This window comes from Streptomyces sp. NPDC001530 (genome assembly GCF_042894545.1).
Classification (GTDB): Bacteria; Actinomycetota; Actinomycetes; order Streptomycetales; family Streptomycetaceae; genus Streptomyces.
Window position 1 is genome coordinate 16441 of sequence record NZ_JBIAVS010000021.1, and the last position, 15036, is coordinate 31476.

Here is a 15036-nt window from a genome sequence, read left to right on the forward strand (position 1 = left end):
CTCGTCATGCTTTACGCACGTCGTCGTCCCGCGTCGGCGGGAACTCGGCGCCCTGGTCCGGGTCCCGCGCCCCCCGGCCGGTCACCCCGCTCGTACGACCTCGATCGTGCTCGACCAGCTGTCGGCCGCGTGCCCCCGGGCGATGGCCCGGTCGGCGATCTCCTTCACCGAGCGCAGGGTGCTCACATCGAGCCCGCGGTGCTCGGCGGCCTCCAGCACGTGCCCGGCCCCGGCGGCCATCATGCCGAGGTTCGCGGCGGCGCCCGGATAGCTGCCCGCGTCGATGTCCTGGGCGGTACCGGCCACGATGGGCGGCAGGATGGCGGCGATGGTGTTCAGGTAGGGGGCGAGCGAGGCCGCCGGAACCCCGTCCGCCTCGGCCAGCGCGAAGGCGTGCACGAGGCCGCCCATGCTGGAGTAGAAGAAGTCGAGCAGCGCCAAGTCGTAGACGGCGGCGAGCCCTTGGTCCTCGCCGAGGTAGGCGGGTCGGCCGCCCAGCGAGGTGAGCGCGCCCTCGTACTTCTCGTACGCCGCCCGCGGGCCGCTGTAGAAGATGAGCGCCTCGGGCCCGCCGATCGCCGGGACCGGGACCATGATCGAGCCGTCCAGGTAGTCGATACCCCGCTCGTTCGCCCAGGCCGCGGTGGTGCGGGAGCGCTCGGGGGTGTCGGAGGTGAGGTTCACCAGGACCCGGCCGGGCAGGTCGTCGGCGGTGGCGTCGAGGACGGCCTGGGCCGCGTCGTAGTCGACGACGCAGACGACCACCAGGTCGGCGGCGCGGACGGCCTCGGCGGCACTCGCCGCCCGGACGGCGCCCTGCGCGAGGAGTTCGTCCCCCTTGCCGGGTGAGCGGTTCCAGATGGTCGTGGGGTGGCCCGCGCGGAGGAACGCGGCGGCGAGCGCCTGTCCCATCGCGCCGAGGCCGAGGACGGCCACCGGGGTGGGGTCAACGGGCGCGTTCTCAAGTCCGGTGTTTTCAAGGTCATTTGTCATGGTGGCCATGCTTCCGAAGGGGACAACTTCCCACAAGTACCGACTATTTGGTCAGCTACTGACCGAAAGGTAAGTGGCTGCCCGCCTCGGCATCATGAACGCCACCGCCGCGGCTGTGGCGACCAGCAGCCCGGCTGCCGCCCAGAAAGCATCCTCGGCCCCGCCCCGGAAGAAGACACTCCCAAGCAGCGCCACCCCGAGCGTGGAGCCGAGCTGATGCACCGCGTTGAGCAGCCCGGCCGCCGAACCGGTCTCGTGCGGGCGGACCCGGTGGAGGGCCGTCGTGAAGAACGGCACGGCGAACAGGCCCTGGCCGACCCCGCACACGGCGAGCGCGACGAGCAGCGGCCACGGGTAGCCGGTGTCCGGCGCGGTGGCGTACGCCCCGATGGCGCCGAGCACACCGGCGAACAGCGCGCCGAGACCCGCGTACATCACCCGGGACCCGTACCGCGGCACCAGGCGCCTGCCCGCCGTCCAAGAGGAGATCCCCATTGCGCAGGACCAGGGCAGCAGCGTCAGCCCGGCAGCCAACACCCCCATGTGCGGGCCGAGTTGGAGCTGCACCACGACTACCAGCATCAGTCCGCTGACGACGGCGAAGAAGAGCACCGAGCAGACCAGGGCGGCGGAGAAGCCGCGATTGCCGAACAGGCTCGGTTCGACCAGGGGGCTGAGCTCGCGGCGGGCGCGGTGGCGCTGGTGCACGGCGAAGGCCGCGAAGAGCGTGAGGCCGAGCCCCCATGTCAGCACGTACGAGAGGGAGTTGGCGCCCTGGATCAAGGGGTACGTGAGCGATCCGACCGCCCCGCTCACCAGCACCGTGCCGACGAGGTCGAGGCGCGGGCGGCGCGCCGACTGGTCTTCCTTGAGCAGCGGGGTCGCGAGCAGCACCCCGACGCCCAGGGGCACATTGACGAAGAACACCGCACGCCAGGAAGCGGCATGGGTCAGCACCCCGCCGGCCACCGGTCCGCACACGGCCGCGAGGCCCATGACCGGGCCGATGCTGCCCATGGCCCGGGCGAGTTCGCCCCCGTCGAACATGACGCGGATCAGTCCGATCGTCTGCGGGATGACGAGCGCGGCGGCGGCTCCCTGGACGGCCCGCGCGGTGATCAGCAGCCCGGCCGACGGGGCGAAGGCGCAGGCCAGCGACGCGAGCACGAATCCGGCGACGCCGATCCCGAAGATCCGCTTGCGCCCGACGATGTCACCGAGCCGCCCGCCCGCGATCAGCAGCACCGCGAACGGCAGGGTGTACGCGGCGCCGTACCACTGGATGTCCGAGACCGGGCCGCCGAGATCGGCGTGGATGGCCGGGGCGGCCACGGTCATGATCGTGGCGTCGAGCAGATTCATCGCCTCGGCAACGAGGAGGACGGCCAGGGCCGGCCAGCGGTGGCGGTAGGTGTGGTGCGAGCGGTTGGTTGTGGTGGGGCTGTGGTGGGTGCGGTGGCTGCGGTGGGTGTTCGGCATGGGTGGATTCCTTCGGTACGGGGAGCGGGGTCGGGGCCGGTTGATGCGCGAGCCGGGGTGCCGTGTGGGGGGTCGGCCGCCGCACGACGGCTTGTTCGCCCGCCGCACGCGGGGCGGTCCGCCCAGCCCTGCCTGCGGGCCTGCGGGCCTGCGGGCCTGCCGCGGCGCGTTCGCCAACGAGCGTGCTCGTGCGTACCCTCGGTGTTCCACTTCCAGGGGTCTGACTGTTGATTTCTTCCATCAGGCGCCCACATGGTGAGGGATCTGTTCATGCTCGACGAGATCGACCGCGGTCTGGTGCAGGCGCTGCACATCGACGGGCGGGCGCCCTTCAGCCGGATCGGTGCCGTGCTCGGCGTATCGACGCAGACCGTGGCGCGGCGCTACCGACGGCTGTGCGCGGAGGCGTCGCTGCGGGTGGTCGGGCTGGCCGATCCGCTGCATGCGGGGCGCGCCCAGTGGCTGGTGCGGCTGACCGCGGGGCCGCACACCGCGCAGGACCTGGCACACGCCCTGGCCCGCCGTTCGGACACGTCGTGGGTACGGCTGGCGTCGGGCGGTACGGAGATCCTGGCCGTGATCCAGACACCGGCCGACGCCTCCGACGGGCACGCGCTGCTGCTCCATGACATCCCGCGCACGGCCGGGATCACCGCCGTCTCTGCGCACTGCCTGCTGCACACCTACCTCGGCGGCCCGACCGCGTGGCGCGGCAGGGCGGGCATCCTGAGCGAACAACAGCGGCGCCAACTGGAGCCGAATACAGGCGAGTCGACCCCTCCACGGTCGGGCACAGGACAGCCGGCCGGCCCACACTCGGGCACACGCGGTTCGGCCGGCCCACGGCCGGGCACACGCGAGTCGGCCAGCTCACGGCCAGGCACGAGCGAGCCACCCATCTCACGGCCAGAAACACGCGAATCAGCCAGCTCACGACCAGGCACACGCGAGCCGACCAGCTCACGACCAGACACACGCGAGCCACCCAGCCCACGGCCGCTCGCCGGCACCGACCACGCCCTGCTGACCGCCCTCGCGCACGATGGTCGTGCGAGCCTCGCCGACCTCGCCGCGGCCACCGGCTGGTCCCCCGCGACGGTCGCCCGCCGCCTGGCCGACCTGCGGTCGTCAGGGGCCCTGTTCTTCGACGTCGACATGAACGACACCCTGCTGGGCGCGACCGCGCGGGCCATGCTGTGGATGTCGGTCGCCCCGGCCCATCTCGACGCGGTGGCCCACACCCTCGCCGGGCACGACGAGTTGGCGTTCGTCGCGGCCACCACCGGCCCGACCAACCTGGTCGCCCAGGCCCTGTGTCCGAACCCGGCCGCCCTGCACGACTACCTGACCCGCCGCCTGGGAGCGCTCGACGCGATCCGCACGCTGGAAACGGCCCCCGTGCTCCGTACGGTCAAAGCGGCGGGCCCGCTGGCCGGACCCGCCGCTTCGCTCCCCCGTGGCGCCTCCCCCGGGCGCCGGGCCGCCCGCTGAAGCGGGCACGGTTCGCGCGCCCGTGGGGCTCAATCACCCACCGCTTCGGCCTTGTCGGCGGGGGGCGGTTCGCCTCCCAGCCAGCACTGGCCGGTCGACCACGTCCGGCGCGGCGCCCGCGTCATGCCTTCGAGTCGTGCCCCGGCCGCCGCCGTGCGCCCGGTCAGCAGCAGGAGCAGGGCCACGATCGGCCCCCTGATCTCCTCCCCCTCGCCGCGCGTCCACTCCACGTCGGTGGCGACGAGCCGGCCCTGTGGAAGGGGCCAGGGCCGGGGCGGGAAGCGCATGGTCCACACCCGGTCGGCGGCGTCACGGGCGGCCTCGACGGGCATCTCGCGCTCCCGCCCGAGGGCCAGCGCGATGTCCTGGCCGTGCACGAGGATGTCGAGCAGCGGTTCACGGCGGGTGGTGCCGGGCGCGAGGCGGCGGGAGCCGATGATCGAGCGGAGGTTCGCGACGATCTCGGTCACGGGCCGCTGTCCCTCGTGGACCCCGGTGTCGTGGATCATGCGGTCGAAGTTGCCGCGGGCACGCACGAGTTCCCGTACGACCATCCCGTACGAGCCGCGCGCGGCGATCGTCAGATGGGCGGCGACGTCCCGCACCCGCCAGTCGCCGCACTGCGTGGGCTTCTCCCACTCCTCGGGGCGCAGGCCCTCCAGCAGATCCACCAGGCTCGCCCGCTCGCGGTCGATGACCTGCCAGCACTCGTCCACGCCCAGTACGACACCTGTCACGCGCCCCACGGGGATCACCACCTACTCAAAGTGGTAAGCTTCTCTGACCAAATTAGTCAGCGACTCTGACCAATGTCAAGCCGTAGAAGGAGAGTGCCGACCATGGTGGCGGAGAGCGAGCTCAATACGGGGCTGCTCCTGTTCATCCCGTACCGGGCCCTGGAGAACCGCGTCTTCGCCGCGCTCGCGGAGGCCGGCTTCGACGACTTCACGCCCGCCCAGGCCCGGGTCATGCAGCGCATCGGCCCGAACGGCACGCGGCTGACCGACCTCGCCGAACAGGCCCAGGTCACCAAGCAGACCGCGGGCTTCCTGGTCGACCAGCTGGAGAAGGCGGGTTATGTGAAGCGCGTGCCGGACCCGACGGACAAACGGGCCCGGCTGGTGTGCGGGACGGAGAAGGCCTGGGCGGCCAAGGAGGTCGCCGACGCGGTGGTCGCCGAGGTCGAGAAGGAGTGGGAGGCCCACCTCGGCAAACGCCGGATGACACAGATGCGACAGGCGCTGACCCTGCTGCGGGAGATCACCGACCCGTACGCATGAGGCGGACCCTACGCGTGAGACGCGCCGAGCCCGCCGACCGCCCACACGTGGGACGGCTCCAGGCCCGCCGATCGTCACGCACGAGACGGCTGCAGGCCCGCCAACCGCCTACGCGTGAGACGGCTCCAGGCCCGCCGACTCCTCCACCTCCAGCAGCGACGCGCTCTGCCGCTCCTCGTCGAAGGCCTTGCGGCCGCCGCGCAGCCCGAACAGGCGCTTGGTGAGGGCGATGTAGAGCACGGCGAGGATGTTGAGGACCAGCGTGGCGATCTTCAACCAGCTGATGTGCTCGGTGAGTTCGTAGATCTCCAGGGGGAGGAACGCGGCGGTGGCGACGACCGTGAGGTACTCCGCCCAGCGCTTGGCGTACCAGAGGCCGCCCGCCTCGATGAGCTCGATCAGGGCGTACGCGAGGAGCAGCACGGCCACCAGCACCAGGGTGGAGTGCTTGTAGCCGAAGGTCTTCTGGATGGTGCCGACCACGGGTGAGTGGTCGAGGTCGTAGTGGAAGTGTTTGAAGACCGGCCGGAAGACATCGAGGTACTCGTCGAAGAGCCGGCGCACCGAGTCCTGGCTGTTGCTGAACTTCCACACGGCGGCGGCGACCAGCACGATGAACACGCCGCGCACGGCCCGTTCGACGGCCAGGAAGCGCAGGATGAACAGATCGCGCAGCACCTTGCCGCGCGGGACGAGCGGGGCCTCGTCCGCGGGTCCCGAGCCGTGCGGCTCGCCGAGCGCGAAGTCGCCGCAGCGCAGACAGCGCCAGGCCTCACCGAGGCTCGTCTCGGCACGCAGCCGCACCCGCAGCCCCGGCTCGTCCGGCACATACGTCACATGCCCTCGCCGCGCGCAGGTGCGCCGGTCCCAGTCGATCTTCATGCTCCCGTGTCCTCCGCAGAACGAGCCGTGCCGTGCCGGTCAGTCCGGCACGGCACGGTAGTGCATGTTCTACGAGACGGTGGCCCACGGGTCACGGTTCCGGGGCGCGCTCAGCGCGTCGCGCCGCTCACGGGCTCGCGCTCGGCCGACACCGCCTCGTCCGACGCACCGGTCTCGTCCGCGACGCCGGACTCGGACTCGGCCTCGGCTTCGACGCCGGACCCGCCCTCCGCCGTACGGCCCTTGCGCGGCAGCAACACCGCCACCAGCACCGTCCCCACCCCCAGGATCACCGCGCCGACGAGGCTGGTGTGGGCGACCGCGTCCGCGAAGGACGAGCCGACCGCGTCCGCCATCTGCCGGGCGCCGTGGGCGAGTTGGTCGGCCTGCGCCTTCAACTGCGCCGCCTGCTCGGTGCTGTTCGCCTGCGCGGCCTGCTCGCCGAGCTGCCGGGCCTTGTCGCCGATGCCCTGGGCGACGGCGTACCCCGCGCCCACCGAGTCCTGCGCCGTGGACAGGGCACCCGCGGGGAGCTTGCTGCCCGCGGTCGCGTCCGAGAGGTGCGAGGAGTACGAGCTCGCGAGCACCGAGCCGAGGATGGCGATGCCGAGCGAGCCGCCGAGCTCCAGCGACGTGTCGTTGACCGCGCCGCCGACGCCCAGTTCGGACTCGGGGAAGGCGCCCATGATGGCGTCCGTGCAGGGCGACAGCGCGAGGCCGATCGCGAGGCCCAGGATGACGAGGGGCAGCACGAAATCGCCGTACGACGATGCCGCGTCCACCCGGGTGAGCAACGCGAGCGCCGCCGTGCCGCCGACCATGCCCGCGGTGACGGTGATCTTCATGCCGATCCGCGGGGTGAGGTAGCCGGTGAGCGCCGAGCCGGCGAAGACGGCCCCAGCGAGGGGCAGCATGCGCACTCCGGTGTCCAACGCGTCGTATCCGAGGACGAATTGGAGGTGCTGGGTGAGGTAATAGAAGGCGCCGAAGACGGCCAGGAAGAAGAGCGCGACGGCGAGGTTCGAGCCGGCGAAGCGGCGGTTCGCGAAGCGGCGTACGTCGATGACCGGGCGCGGGTGGCGCAGTTCCCACACCACGAAGAGCACGAGGCCGAAGCCCGCGACGACCGCGGCGGTCACGGCCTTCACGCCCCAGCCGAAGTGCGGACCCTCGATGATCATGTAGACCAGCGAGCCGATCCAGACCACGGACAGCAGACCACCCACGTAATCGATGCGGTTGTGGTGCGCGGCCCGGGACGGCGGTACGAGGACGAAGGCGCCGATGATGGCGAGCACGGCGATGGGCACGTTGATCAGGAACGTGGACGACCAGCCGTGGTGCTCCAGGAGCGCGCCCGCGACCAGCGGACCGGCGGCGATCGCGAGCCCGGCCGTGGCGGTCCACAGCGTGATCGCCTTGGCCCGCTCCGCGCGCGGGAAGGTCGCGGCGAGCAGGGAGAGCGTCGCGGGCATGATCAGGGCGGCGCCGAAGCCCATGACGGCACGGGCCGCGATGACCCCCGTGGCGCTGTCGACGAGGGAACCCGCGACGGCGCCTCCCCCGAACACGACGAGCCCGAGGACGAGCGCGCCACGCCGGCTGTACTTGTCGCCGATCGCGCCGAGCAGCAGCATCAGCGCGGCATACGGGACGGTGTAGCCGTCGATGACCCACTGCAGGTCGGCGCTGGACAGGCCCAGGTCCTGGGTCATGTCGGGGGCCGCCACCGTGAGGGCGGTGTTCGCCATCACGATGATCAGCAGGCTCAGGCAGAGCACCAGCAGCGCCCACCAGCGCCGGGCGTAGGGCCGGTCCATCCTCTCGACCGGTTCGTTCATGACGAGACGCAGACGCATGGGTACGGTCGCCCCCTCCTCGCTCGATTTGCACATCGTCGTGCAATTGCACGACGATGTGCAATGTACGGCCACTGCACAGCACTGTGCAAATGAAGGAGGTGGAGCCCTTGTGGTGGGGCGCCGATCACCTCACGGGGCGTGCAGAATGGCAGCCATGACCACGGGTAACGCCAGCCGCGCGGATGTGAACCGCCGCCGCATCCTCGACGTCGCGCTCGCCGAGCTGCTGCGCGACCCCGACGCGTCCATGGACCAGATCGCACGGGCCGCGGGCGTCGTACGGCGCACGGTGTACGGGCACTTCCCGAGCCGCGAGGCGTTGATCGGGACGCTCTTCGAAGGGGCCGCGGAGGCGGTGGAGACGGCGCATGCCGCGGGCCGGGAGGGCATCGAGGACCCCGCGGAGTCCCTGAGCCGCTCGACTCTCGCCGTGTGGGAGGTCGCCGACCGCTACCGGCTGCTGGTCGCGCTCGCCCAGCGCAGCGTCACGGTCCAGGGCATCCGCGAGCGGCTCACGCCCGTGCGCGAGTCCTGCACGGAGGTACTCCAACGCGGCCTGGACCAGGGCGTGTTCGAGTCCCCGCTGCCGGCGCCGGCCCTGGCGTACGTCCACGAGCAGATGCTGTTCGCCCTCATGGAGGCTGTGAACGACGGCCTGCTGGCACCCGAAGAGGCGGGCCGCTCCGCCGTGATCACCATGCTGACCACGGCGGGCGTACCCGCCTCGCGCGCCACCGAACTGGTGACCAAGCTGACCGACTGAGCCCGCGGCGCCAAAAGGGCCGAGCGGCCAGGTCCACGGGGGAGGACCCAGCCGCTCGGCGTCGGGGGGGCGCGTCCTGTTCAGGAGGGCACGCCCGGTCAGGTGGGAGCGCCCCGCCGGCCAGGGGGCGCTCCGTAAGGGGCGCGGGGAACAGCGCGACCAGCCACGACGGACCCGCAGCTTCCGAACGGCGCCCCTACAAGACTTACGCCTTGGCAAGCTCCTTCTCGCCGCCCTGCTCGGGCACATCCACGGGGGCGGTCTCGTCGTCGTCCAGCAGGGTCTTCTCGTCGAAGGGCAGCCGCCCCGCGAGCACGTGCCCGACCCGCTCCTTGTCGATCTCCTTGGTCCAGGTGCCGATCAGGACGGTGGCCACGGCGTTGCCCGCGAAGTTCGTCAGGGCGCGGGCCTCGCTCATGAAGCGGTCGATGCCGACGATCAGGCCGATGCCGTCGACCAGCGCGGGCTTGTGCGACTGCAGACCACCGGCCAGCGTGGCCAGACCGGCGCCGCTGACCCCCGCCGCCCCCTTGGAGGCGAGGAGCAGGAAGAGCAGCAGCGGGATCTGCTCGCCGATGGACATCGGGGTGCCCATGGCGTCGGCGATGTAGAGCGACGCCATGGTCATGTAGATCATCGTGCCGTCGAGGTTGAAGGAGTAGCCGGTCGGGACGGTGATGCCGACCACCGGCTTGCTGACGCCCAGGTGCTCCATCTTCGCGATGAGCCGCGGCAGCGCGGACTCGGAGGACGAGGTGGACAGGATCAGCAGGAACTCCCGGGCCAGGTACTTGAACAGCGAGAAGATGTTCAGCCCGGCGAAGGCGCGCAGCATCGCGGCGAGCACGATGAAGACGAACAGGAAACAGGTCGCGTAGAAGCCGAGCATCAGCACGGCAAGGCTCTTCAGCGCGTCCAGACCGGCCGAACCGACCACCGCGGCGATGGCACCGAAGGCACCGATCGGAGCGGCCCACATCACCATGGCGAGGATGCGGAAGACGAGCCGCTGGATGTGCTCGACACCGCGCAGGATCGGCTGGCCGACCGGCCCCATCGCCTGCAGCGCGAACCCGGCGAGCAGCGCCACGAGCAGGGTCTGCAGCACCTGGCCCTCGGTGAAGGCGGAGACGAAGGTCACCGGGATGATCGACAGCACGAAGTCGACCGGCGGCAGCGCGTCGGCGGACACCTGGTCGTGCCCGGACGCCTTGATCGCCTCGGTCAGGTGCATCCCGTCACCCGGGTGCAGGATGTTGCCGACGACGAGACCGATGGTGAGCGCGACGAGCGACATCACCGTGAAGTAGCCGAGCGCGATACCGCCGACGGCACCGACCTTGGCGGCCTTCCGGACCGATCCGATACCGAGCACGATCGTGCAGAAGATGATCGGCGAGATCATCATCTTGATCAGGTTCACGAAGCCCGTACCCAGGGGCTTGAGCTCGACCCCGGCGTCGGGCCAGATCAGTCCCACGGTGATACCGAGCGCCACCGCGACGATGACAGCGATGTACAGGTAATGGGTGCGGTCCCGCTTCACGGCGGGTGCGGCAGGTGCGGTTTGCGGTGTGCTGGCCACGGCTGCCCTCCTTGACGACGTCGTCGGCATCATCCGGCGTGCGGCTCACGACCGGCGGAACCCGGCGTGCGGCTCACGACCGGGGAGATCCGGGAGGCGGTGCTCCCGGGGGATGCGGTGACTATCTCCCGGCCTGTGAGGGCGGTCACCCTTCCGTTCATTTAGTTCACACTTACAAGGAGAGGCAGACTGAACGACATGCGCTTCCCCCGCGTCCCGCGACCCCGCAGCCTGGCCGGCCAGCTCTTCGGCATGCAGGCCGTGCTGATCGCGGTCCTCGTCGCCGGGTACGCGCTGTTCACCTACGTCAGCGACCGCAGCCAAGCCGAGGAAGCGGCGGGCCGGCAGGCCGTGGCCGTCGCCCGTTCGGTCGCGGACGCCCCCTCGGTGCACCAGGCGATCCGCACCGCCAACCCCACGAAGACCCTCCAGCCGTACGCTCTCCAGGTGCAGCGGGACACCGGCGTCGACTTCGTCACGATCATGAACCCGCAGGGCATCCGCTGGACCCACCCCGACAAGAACCTGATCGGCAAGCACTTCCTCGGGCACATCGGCCCCGCCTTGGCGGGCAAAACCTTCACGGAGACGTACACCGGCAGCCTCGGCGCGTCCGTGCGTGCAGTCACCCCGATCTACGACAACGGCCGCATCGTCGGTCTGGTCAGCGCGGGCATCAAGGTCGAGGCGATCACCAAGCGCGTCCAGGACCAGGTCACGGCCCTCATCGGGGTCGCGGCGGGCGCCCTGATGCTGGGCGGCATCGGCACCTACGTCATCAACGCCCGGCTGCGCCGCTCCACCCACGGCATGAACGCGGCCGAGCTGAGCCGTATGCACGACTACCACCAGGCCGCGCTGCACGCCGTACGCGAGGGGCTGCTGATGCTGGACGGGCAGTTCCGGGTGGCGCTGATGAACGACGGCGGGCGGGAGCTGCTCGGCGTGACCGACGAGGTGGTCGGCCGCTCGGTGGCCGAACTCGGGCTGCCCGCACCGCTGACGGGCGCACTGCTGTCGGCGGAGCCACGGGTGGACGAGGTGCACCTGACGGCGTCGCGCGTCCTGGTCGTGAACACCTCCCCGGTCTCGGGAGGCGAACGTCGGGGCACGGTGGTGACGTTGCGCGATGTGACCGAACTCCAGGCGCTGATGGGCGAGTTGGACTCGGAGCGCGGCTTCACGCAGGCCCTGCGCTCGCAGGCGCACGAGGCCGCGAACCGGCTGCACACCGTGGTGTCCCTGATCGAGCTGGGCCGCGCCGAGGAGGCCGTCGACTTCGCCACGGCGGAGCTGGAGCTGGCGCAGGCGCTCACCGACCAGGTGGTCGCGGCGGTCAGCGAACCGGTCCTCGCCGCGCTGCTCCTCGGCAAGGCGGCCCAGGCGAACGAGCGGGGCGTGGAGCTGGTGGTCTCCGACGACAGCGCCATCGACGACGGGCTCCTCCCGGCCTCCCTCTCCGCCCGCGACCTGGTCACCGTCCTCGGCAACCTCATCGACAACGCGGTGGACGCGGCGCAGGGGACGGTGCGCGCGCGGGTCACGGTGACGGCGTTCACGGACGAGTCCGTCCTGGTACTGCGGGTCGCCGACACCGGCGCCGGCGTGGACCCGGCCCACGCCGAACAGGTCTTCCAACGCGGCTGGTCCACCAAACCGGCGGGCCCCGGCGGCCGCGGCCTCGGCCTGGCACTCGTACGGCAGGCCGTGAGCCGCCACGAGGGCTCGCTCACGGTGCGGGAGGCAGCCGGGGGCGGGGCGGAGTTCGAGGTGCGGCTGCCATTGCCTACCGTGTCCCCGGCCACCCCGGAGGAGGCCGTCGCCGAGCGCGGACCCGGCGCGTCCCCCGCCCGGCCGGAGCCGAAGCCCAGCCCGTCCGAGCCGCCCGCTGAGCCCGCCTTGCCTGGAGGCGACGTATGACCGATCCCGAGCCCATCCGCGTACTCGTCGTCGAGGACGACCCGGTCGCCGCCGACGCGCACGTCATGTATGTCGGCCGGGTGCCCGGCTTCACGGCGGTCGGCAAGGCGCACACGGGTGCGGAGGCGCGCCGCGCGCTGGACCGCACGCCGGTGGACCTGCTCCTGCTCGACCTGCACCTGCCGGACGTGCACGGACTGCAGCTCGCCCGCTCCCTGCGGGCCGCCGGCTATCACGCGGACGTGATCGCGGTGACGTCCGCGCGGGACCTGGCGGTCGTACGGGAAGGGGTGTCGCTCGGGGTCGTCCAGTACGTCCTGAAGCCGTTCACCTTCGCGACGCTGCGGGACCGGCTCGTGCGCTACGCCGAGTTCCACGCGGCGGTGGGCGAGGCGAGCGGCCAGGACGAGGTGGACCGCGCCCTGGCCACCCTGCGCGCCCCGGGCCCGGCGGCCCTGCCCAAGGGCCTGAGCGCACCGACCCTCGAACGCGTCACCGTCGCCCTCCGGGACTGCGCCGAGGGCCTGACCGCGGCCGGGGTCGCCGAGGCGGTCGGCATCTCCCGGATCACGGCCCGGCGGTACCTGGAACACCTGGTGGACGCGGGGCGGGCGGCGCGCGCTCCGCAGTACGGGCAGGTGGGGCGGCCGGAGTTGCAGTACCGGTGGGTGAAGGGATAGCCGGCCTGATCAACCCGGCGAGCCGGCCTGCTCAACCCAGCGCGGCCCCCTGGCGGCCGGGCAGGCGGGTGATCGCCGCGAAGGCGACGAGGGCGACCAGGCTCGCGGTGGCGAACGCGGGATAGTCGGCCCAGTCGGGATCGGCGGGAGCGGAGGTCCCGGCCCGCACGAGCCTGTCGGCACCCCACGCGGCCGCCAGGCCGACGACGAAGCCCGGCCACCGGTGCCGCACGCCCTCGATCATGTCGTCGACCATCGCGAACACCGAGCCCAGCATGATCAGCACCACCTGGTCACCCCACCCGAGAGCGGCGATACCCGCCCCCGCGGCGACGTTGAAGATCCCCACGCGCGCCAGCGGCAGGGCCGGCGCGGGACCTCGCGGGACCTCCCGCGGCAACCAGAAGAACCGGCGCACACCCTCGACGAACCCGCGCTCCCTGTCGTCCGACATGACGTCTCCCCCAGACATACGAAACGGAGCAATGGGCGCCAACTCGTATCAGGTGGACCCACAGCCCCCGTAAAGGGTTGCGCGTACACCACGACCTCGGGACCACCTCACCGCGGTACGGCGACCCCGGCCACCGCACGCGGACAACAACGTTGTCACGTTGGTGACTTGCACCGTTGCACAGCCATTGACCCTGCTCCAGCGGCCCCCTTACGTTCACCGGGCAGACATCTCGGCCACCCATGACGTCGGCCAGTAGGAGGTCGTGCCCGTGCGCCCCACCGCCGCCCCACTTCTCCTCGCAACGCTGCTCACCGCCACCGCGCTCACCGCCTGTGGATCGGGATCCGGGAGTGATCCGGACACCGTGAAGATCTCCTTCAAACAGTCGACGGACAACTCGGTCAGGGTGATGGACACCTACCTGGGCGAGATGAAGAAGCAGTTCGAGAAAGCGAACCCGGGGAAGAAGGTCGAGCTCGTCCCGATCAAGGCCCCGGACTCCGAGTACTACACGAAACTCCAGCAGATGCTCAGGTCGCCGAAGACGGCGCCCGATCTGGTCTACGAGGACACGTTCCTCATCAACTCGGATATCACCAGTGGGTACTTGAAGCCCCTCGACCCGTACCTCGACAAGTGGCAGGACTGGGACCAGTTCATCGACACGGCGAAGTCGGCCGCCAAGGCCCAGGACGGGAAGACGTACGGCGTCCCGGACGGGACGGACACCCGGGGGCTCTGGTTCGACAAGGACATCTTCAAGAAGGCGGGCCTGCCGAGTGATTGGCAGCCGAAGACCTGGGACGACGTGCTCGCGGCGGCGCGCACGGTGAAGGCGAAGGTCCCGGGCGTCACGCCCTTGAACGTCTACACGGGCAAGCCCGCCGGCGAGGCCGCCACCATGCAGGGCTTCGAGATGCTGCTGTACGGGACGGGCGACGGGACGACGGACCCCCTGTACGACACCGCCACGAAGAAGTGGATCGCCGGAAGCCAGGGCTTCAAGGACGCCCTCACGTTCGTCGAGACGGTCTACAAGGAGAAGCTCGGCCTCGATGTCGCCGACGCCCTCGACCCCAACATCCAGACGAGGGTCCGCGGTGAGCTCCTCCCCAAGGGCAAGCTCGCCATCAACCTCGACGGCAGCTGGCTCCCGCAGGACTGGCTGAAGGGCGCCGGCCACGAATGGCCCGAGTGGTCCCAGAAACTCGGCCTCGCCTACATGCCCACCCAGCACGGCCAGGCCCCCGGCAAGGTGAGCATGTCGGGCGGCTGGACCTGGGCGATCCCCGCCAAAGCCGCCAACGCCGACCTGGCGTTCAAGTTCATCGAGACGATGCAGACCAAGGCCAACGCCCAGAAGTGGTACATCGCCAACTCCGGCATCGCGGTACGCAAGGACGTCGCCGCCGATCCCGCGTATGTGAAGGCGCAGCCCGGCATCAAGTTCTTCACGGACCTGGTGGCGAGCACGCACTACCGGCCCGCGTACCCGGCGTACCCCAAGGTCTCGACCGCCATCCAGGAGGCCATGGAGGGCGTGACGACGGGCGACAGCTCGGTCGACAAGGCGGCGAGGGGCTATGACGAGGAGCTGAAGACGGCCACCGACAACCAAGTGATCAAGAAGTGAGCGTCGGCACG

At 71.0% G+C, this 15036-nt stretch carries 13 protein-coding genes; 6 read left to right on the forward strand and 7 right to left on the reverse strand.

Features of this window, described 5'->3' with window-relative positions:
• Window positions 1-81 precede the first annotated feature (81 nt).
• Window positions 82-993, reverse strand: a complete 912-nt coding sequence (locus tag ACFY0T_RS36420) for an NAD(P)-dependent oxidoreductase (RefSeq protein ID WP_388880709.1) — start codon at window positions 991-993, stop codon at window positions 82-84.
• A 51-nt stretch (window positions 994-1044) separates the two neighbouring features.
• Window positions 1045-2472, reverse strand: a complete 1428-nt coding sequence (locus ACFY0T_RS36425) for an MFS transporter (RefSeq protein ID WP_388880712.1) — start codon at window positions 2470-2472, stop codon at window positions 1045-1047.
• A gap of 252 nt (window positions 2473-2724) precedes the next feature.
• Between ACFY0T_RS36425 and ACFY0T_RS36430 the strand changes: the two genes are divergently transcribed.
• Entirely contained in the window at window positions 2725-3963 is a 1239-nt protein-coding gene (locus tag ACFY0T_RS36430; protein ID WP_388880715.1) for an AsnC family transcriptional regulator, read from the forward strand.
• Between the two features lie 29 nt (window positions 3964-3992).
• Here the strand turns inward: ACFY0T_RS36430 and ACFY0T_RS36435 are convergent, their stop codons facing one another.
• The gene (locus ACFY0T_RS36435) at window positions 3993-4709 is read right to left on the reverse strand and encodes a maleylpyruvate isomerase family mycothiol-dependent enzyme (RefSeq protein ID WP_388880718.1); all 717 of its coding nucleotides are present in this window, start codon (window positions 4707-4709) and stop codon (window positions 3993-3995) included.
• A gap of 93 nt (window positions 4710-4802) precedes the next feature.
• On the opposite strand from ACFY0T_RS36435, the gene ACFY0T_RS36440 reads away from it, so the two are divergent.
• Window positions 4803-5243 carry a MarR family winged helix-turn-helix transcriptional regulator gene (locus ACFY0T_RS36440; RefSeq protein ID WP_388880721.1) on the forward strand — a complete coding sequence of 147 codons (441 nt, stop codon included), beginning with the start codon at window positions 4803-4805 and terminating at the stop codon, window positions 5241-5243.
• A gap of 108 nt (window positions 5244-5351) precedes the next feature.
• Here the strand turns inward: ACFY0T_RS36440 and ACFY0T_RS36445 are convergent, their stop codons facing one another.
• Together ACFY0T_RS36445 and ACFY0T_RS36450 are read right to left on the reverse strand one after the other, a co-directional pair.
• A complete protein-coding gene (locus tag ACFY0T_RS36445; RefSeq protein WP_388880724.1) occupies window positions 5352-6125 on the reverse strand; it encodes a DUF2127 domain-containing protein in 774 nt (257 codons plus the stop codon).
• A gap of 110 nt (window positions 6126-6235) precedes the next feature.
• On the reverse strand, window positions 6236-7978 hold the full coding sequence (locus ACFY0T_RS36450; protein WP_388881151.1) for an MFS transporter: 1743 nt from the start codon (window positions 7976-7978) through the stop codon (window positions 6236-6238).
• Window positions 7979-8132: 154 nt separating this feature from the next.
• Here ACFY0T_RS36450 and ACFY0T_RS36455 point away from each other — a divergent pair, with 154 nt between their 5' ends.
• Window positions 8133-8750 carry a TetR/AcrR family transcriptional regulator gene (locus ACFY0T_RS36455; protein WP_388880727.1) on the forward strand — a complete coding sequence of 206 codons (618 nt, stop codon included), beginning with the start codon at window positions 8133-8135 and terminating at the stop codon, window positions 8748-8750.
• Window positions 8751-8955: 205 nt separating this feature from the next.
• On the opposite strand, the gene ACFY0T_RS36460 is transcribed toward ACFY0T_RS36455, so the two are convergent.
• Window positions 8956-10368, reverse strand: coding sequence for a cation:dicarboxylate symporter family transporter (locus ACFY0T_RS36460; protein ID WP_388880730.1), 1413 nt, complete (start codon window positions 10366-10368; stop codon window positions 8956-8958).
• Between the two features lie 165 nt (window positions 10369-10533).
• On the opposite strand from ACFY0T_RS36460, the gene ACFY0T_RS36465 reads away from it, so the two are divergent.
• On the forward strand, window positions 10534-12255 hold the full coding sequence (locus tag ACFY0T_RS36465; RefSeq protein WP_388880733.1) for an ATP-binding protein: 1722 nt from the start codon (window positions 10534-10536) through the stop codon (window positions 12253-12255).
• Window positions 12252-12935 (forward strand): response regulator, encoded by a 684-nt coding sequence (locus ACFY0T_RS36470; RefSeq protein ID WP_388880736.1) that lies wholly within the window; start codon window positions 12252-12254, stop codon window positions 12933-12935. The genes ACFY0T_RS36465 and ACFY0T_RS36470 overlap by 4 nt, the downstream gene beginning before the upstream one ends.
• A gap of 31 nt (window positions 12936-12966) precedes the next feature.
• Here ACFY0T_RS36470 and ACFY0T_RS36475 read toward each other — a convergent pair whose 3' ends face one another.
• Entirely contained in the window at window positions 12967-13389 is a 423-nt protein-coding gene (locus ACFY0T_RS36475; protein WP_388880739.1) for a hypothetical protein, read from the reverse strand.
• A gap of 265 nt (window positions 13390-13654) precedes the next feature.
• Between ACFY0T_RS36475 and ACFY0T_RS36480 the strand changes: the two genes are divergently transcribed.
• Window positions 13655-15025 carry an extracellular solute-binding protein gene (locus tag ACFY0T_RS36480; RefSeq protein WP_388880742.1) on the forward strand — a complete coding sequence of 457 codons (1371 nt, stop codon included), beginning with the start codon at window positions 13655-13657 and terminating at the stop codon, window positions 15023-15025.
• The last annotated feature ends 11 nt before the right edge of the window (window positions 15026-15036 follow it).

Coding starts and splice junctions, on each gene's coding strand:
- ACFY0T_RS36420 (WP_388880709.1), bottom strand. CDS start 993: ATGACAAATGACCTTGAAAACACCGGACTTGAGAACGCGCCCGTTGAC.
- ACFY0T_RS36425 (WP_388880712.1), bottom strand. CDS start 2,472: ATGCCGAACACCCACCGCAGCCACCGCACCCACCACAGCCCCACCACA.
- ACFY0T_RS36430 (WP_388880715.1), top strand. CDS start 2,725: ATGGTGAGGGATCTGTTCATGCTCGACGAGATCGACCGCGGTCTGGTG.
- ACFY0T_RS36440 (WP_388880721.1), top strand. CDS start 4,803: ATGGTGGCGGAGAGCGAGCTCAATACGGGGCTGCTCCTGTTCATCCCG.
- ACFY0T_RS36445 (WP_388880724.1), bottom strand. CDS start 6,125: ATGAAGATCGACTGGGACCGGCGCACCTGCGCGCGGCGAGGGCATGTG.
- ACFY0T_RS36455 (WP_388880727.1), top strand. CDS start 8,133: ATGGCAGCCATGACCACGGGTAACGCCAGCCGCGCGGATGTGAACCGC.
- ACFY0T_RS36460 (WP_388880730.1), bottom strand. CDS start 10,368: ATGATGCCGACGACGTCGTCAAGGAGGGCAGCCGTGGCCAGCACACCG.
- ACFY0T_RS36465 (WP_388880733.1), top strand. CDS start 10,534: ATGCGCTTCCCCCGCGTCCCGCGACCCCGCAGCCTGGCCGGCCAGCTC.
- ACFY0T_RS36470 (WP_388880736.1), top strand. CDS start 12,252: ATGACCGATCCCGAGCCCATCCGCGTACTCGTCGTCGAGGACGACCCG.
- ACFY0T_RS36475 (WP_388880739.1), bottom strand. CDS start 13,389: ATGTCGGACGACAGGGAGCGCGGGTTCGTCGAGGGTGTGCGCCGGTTC.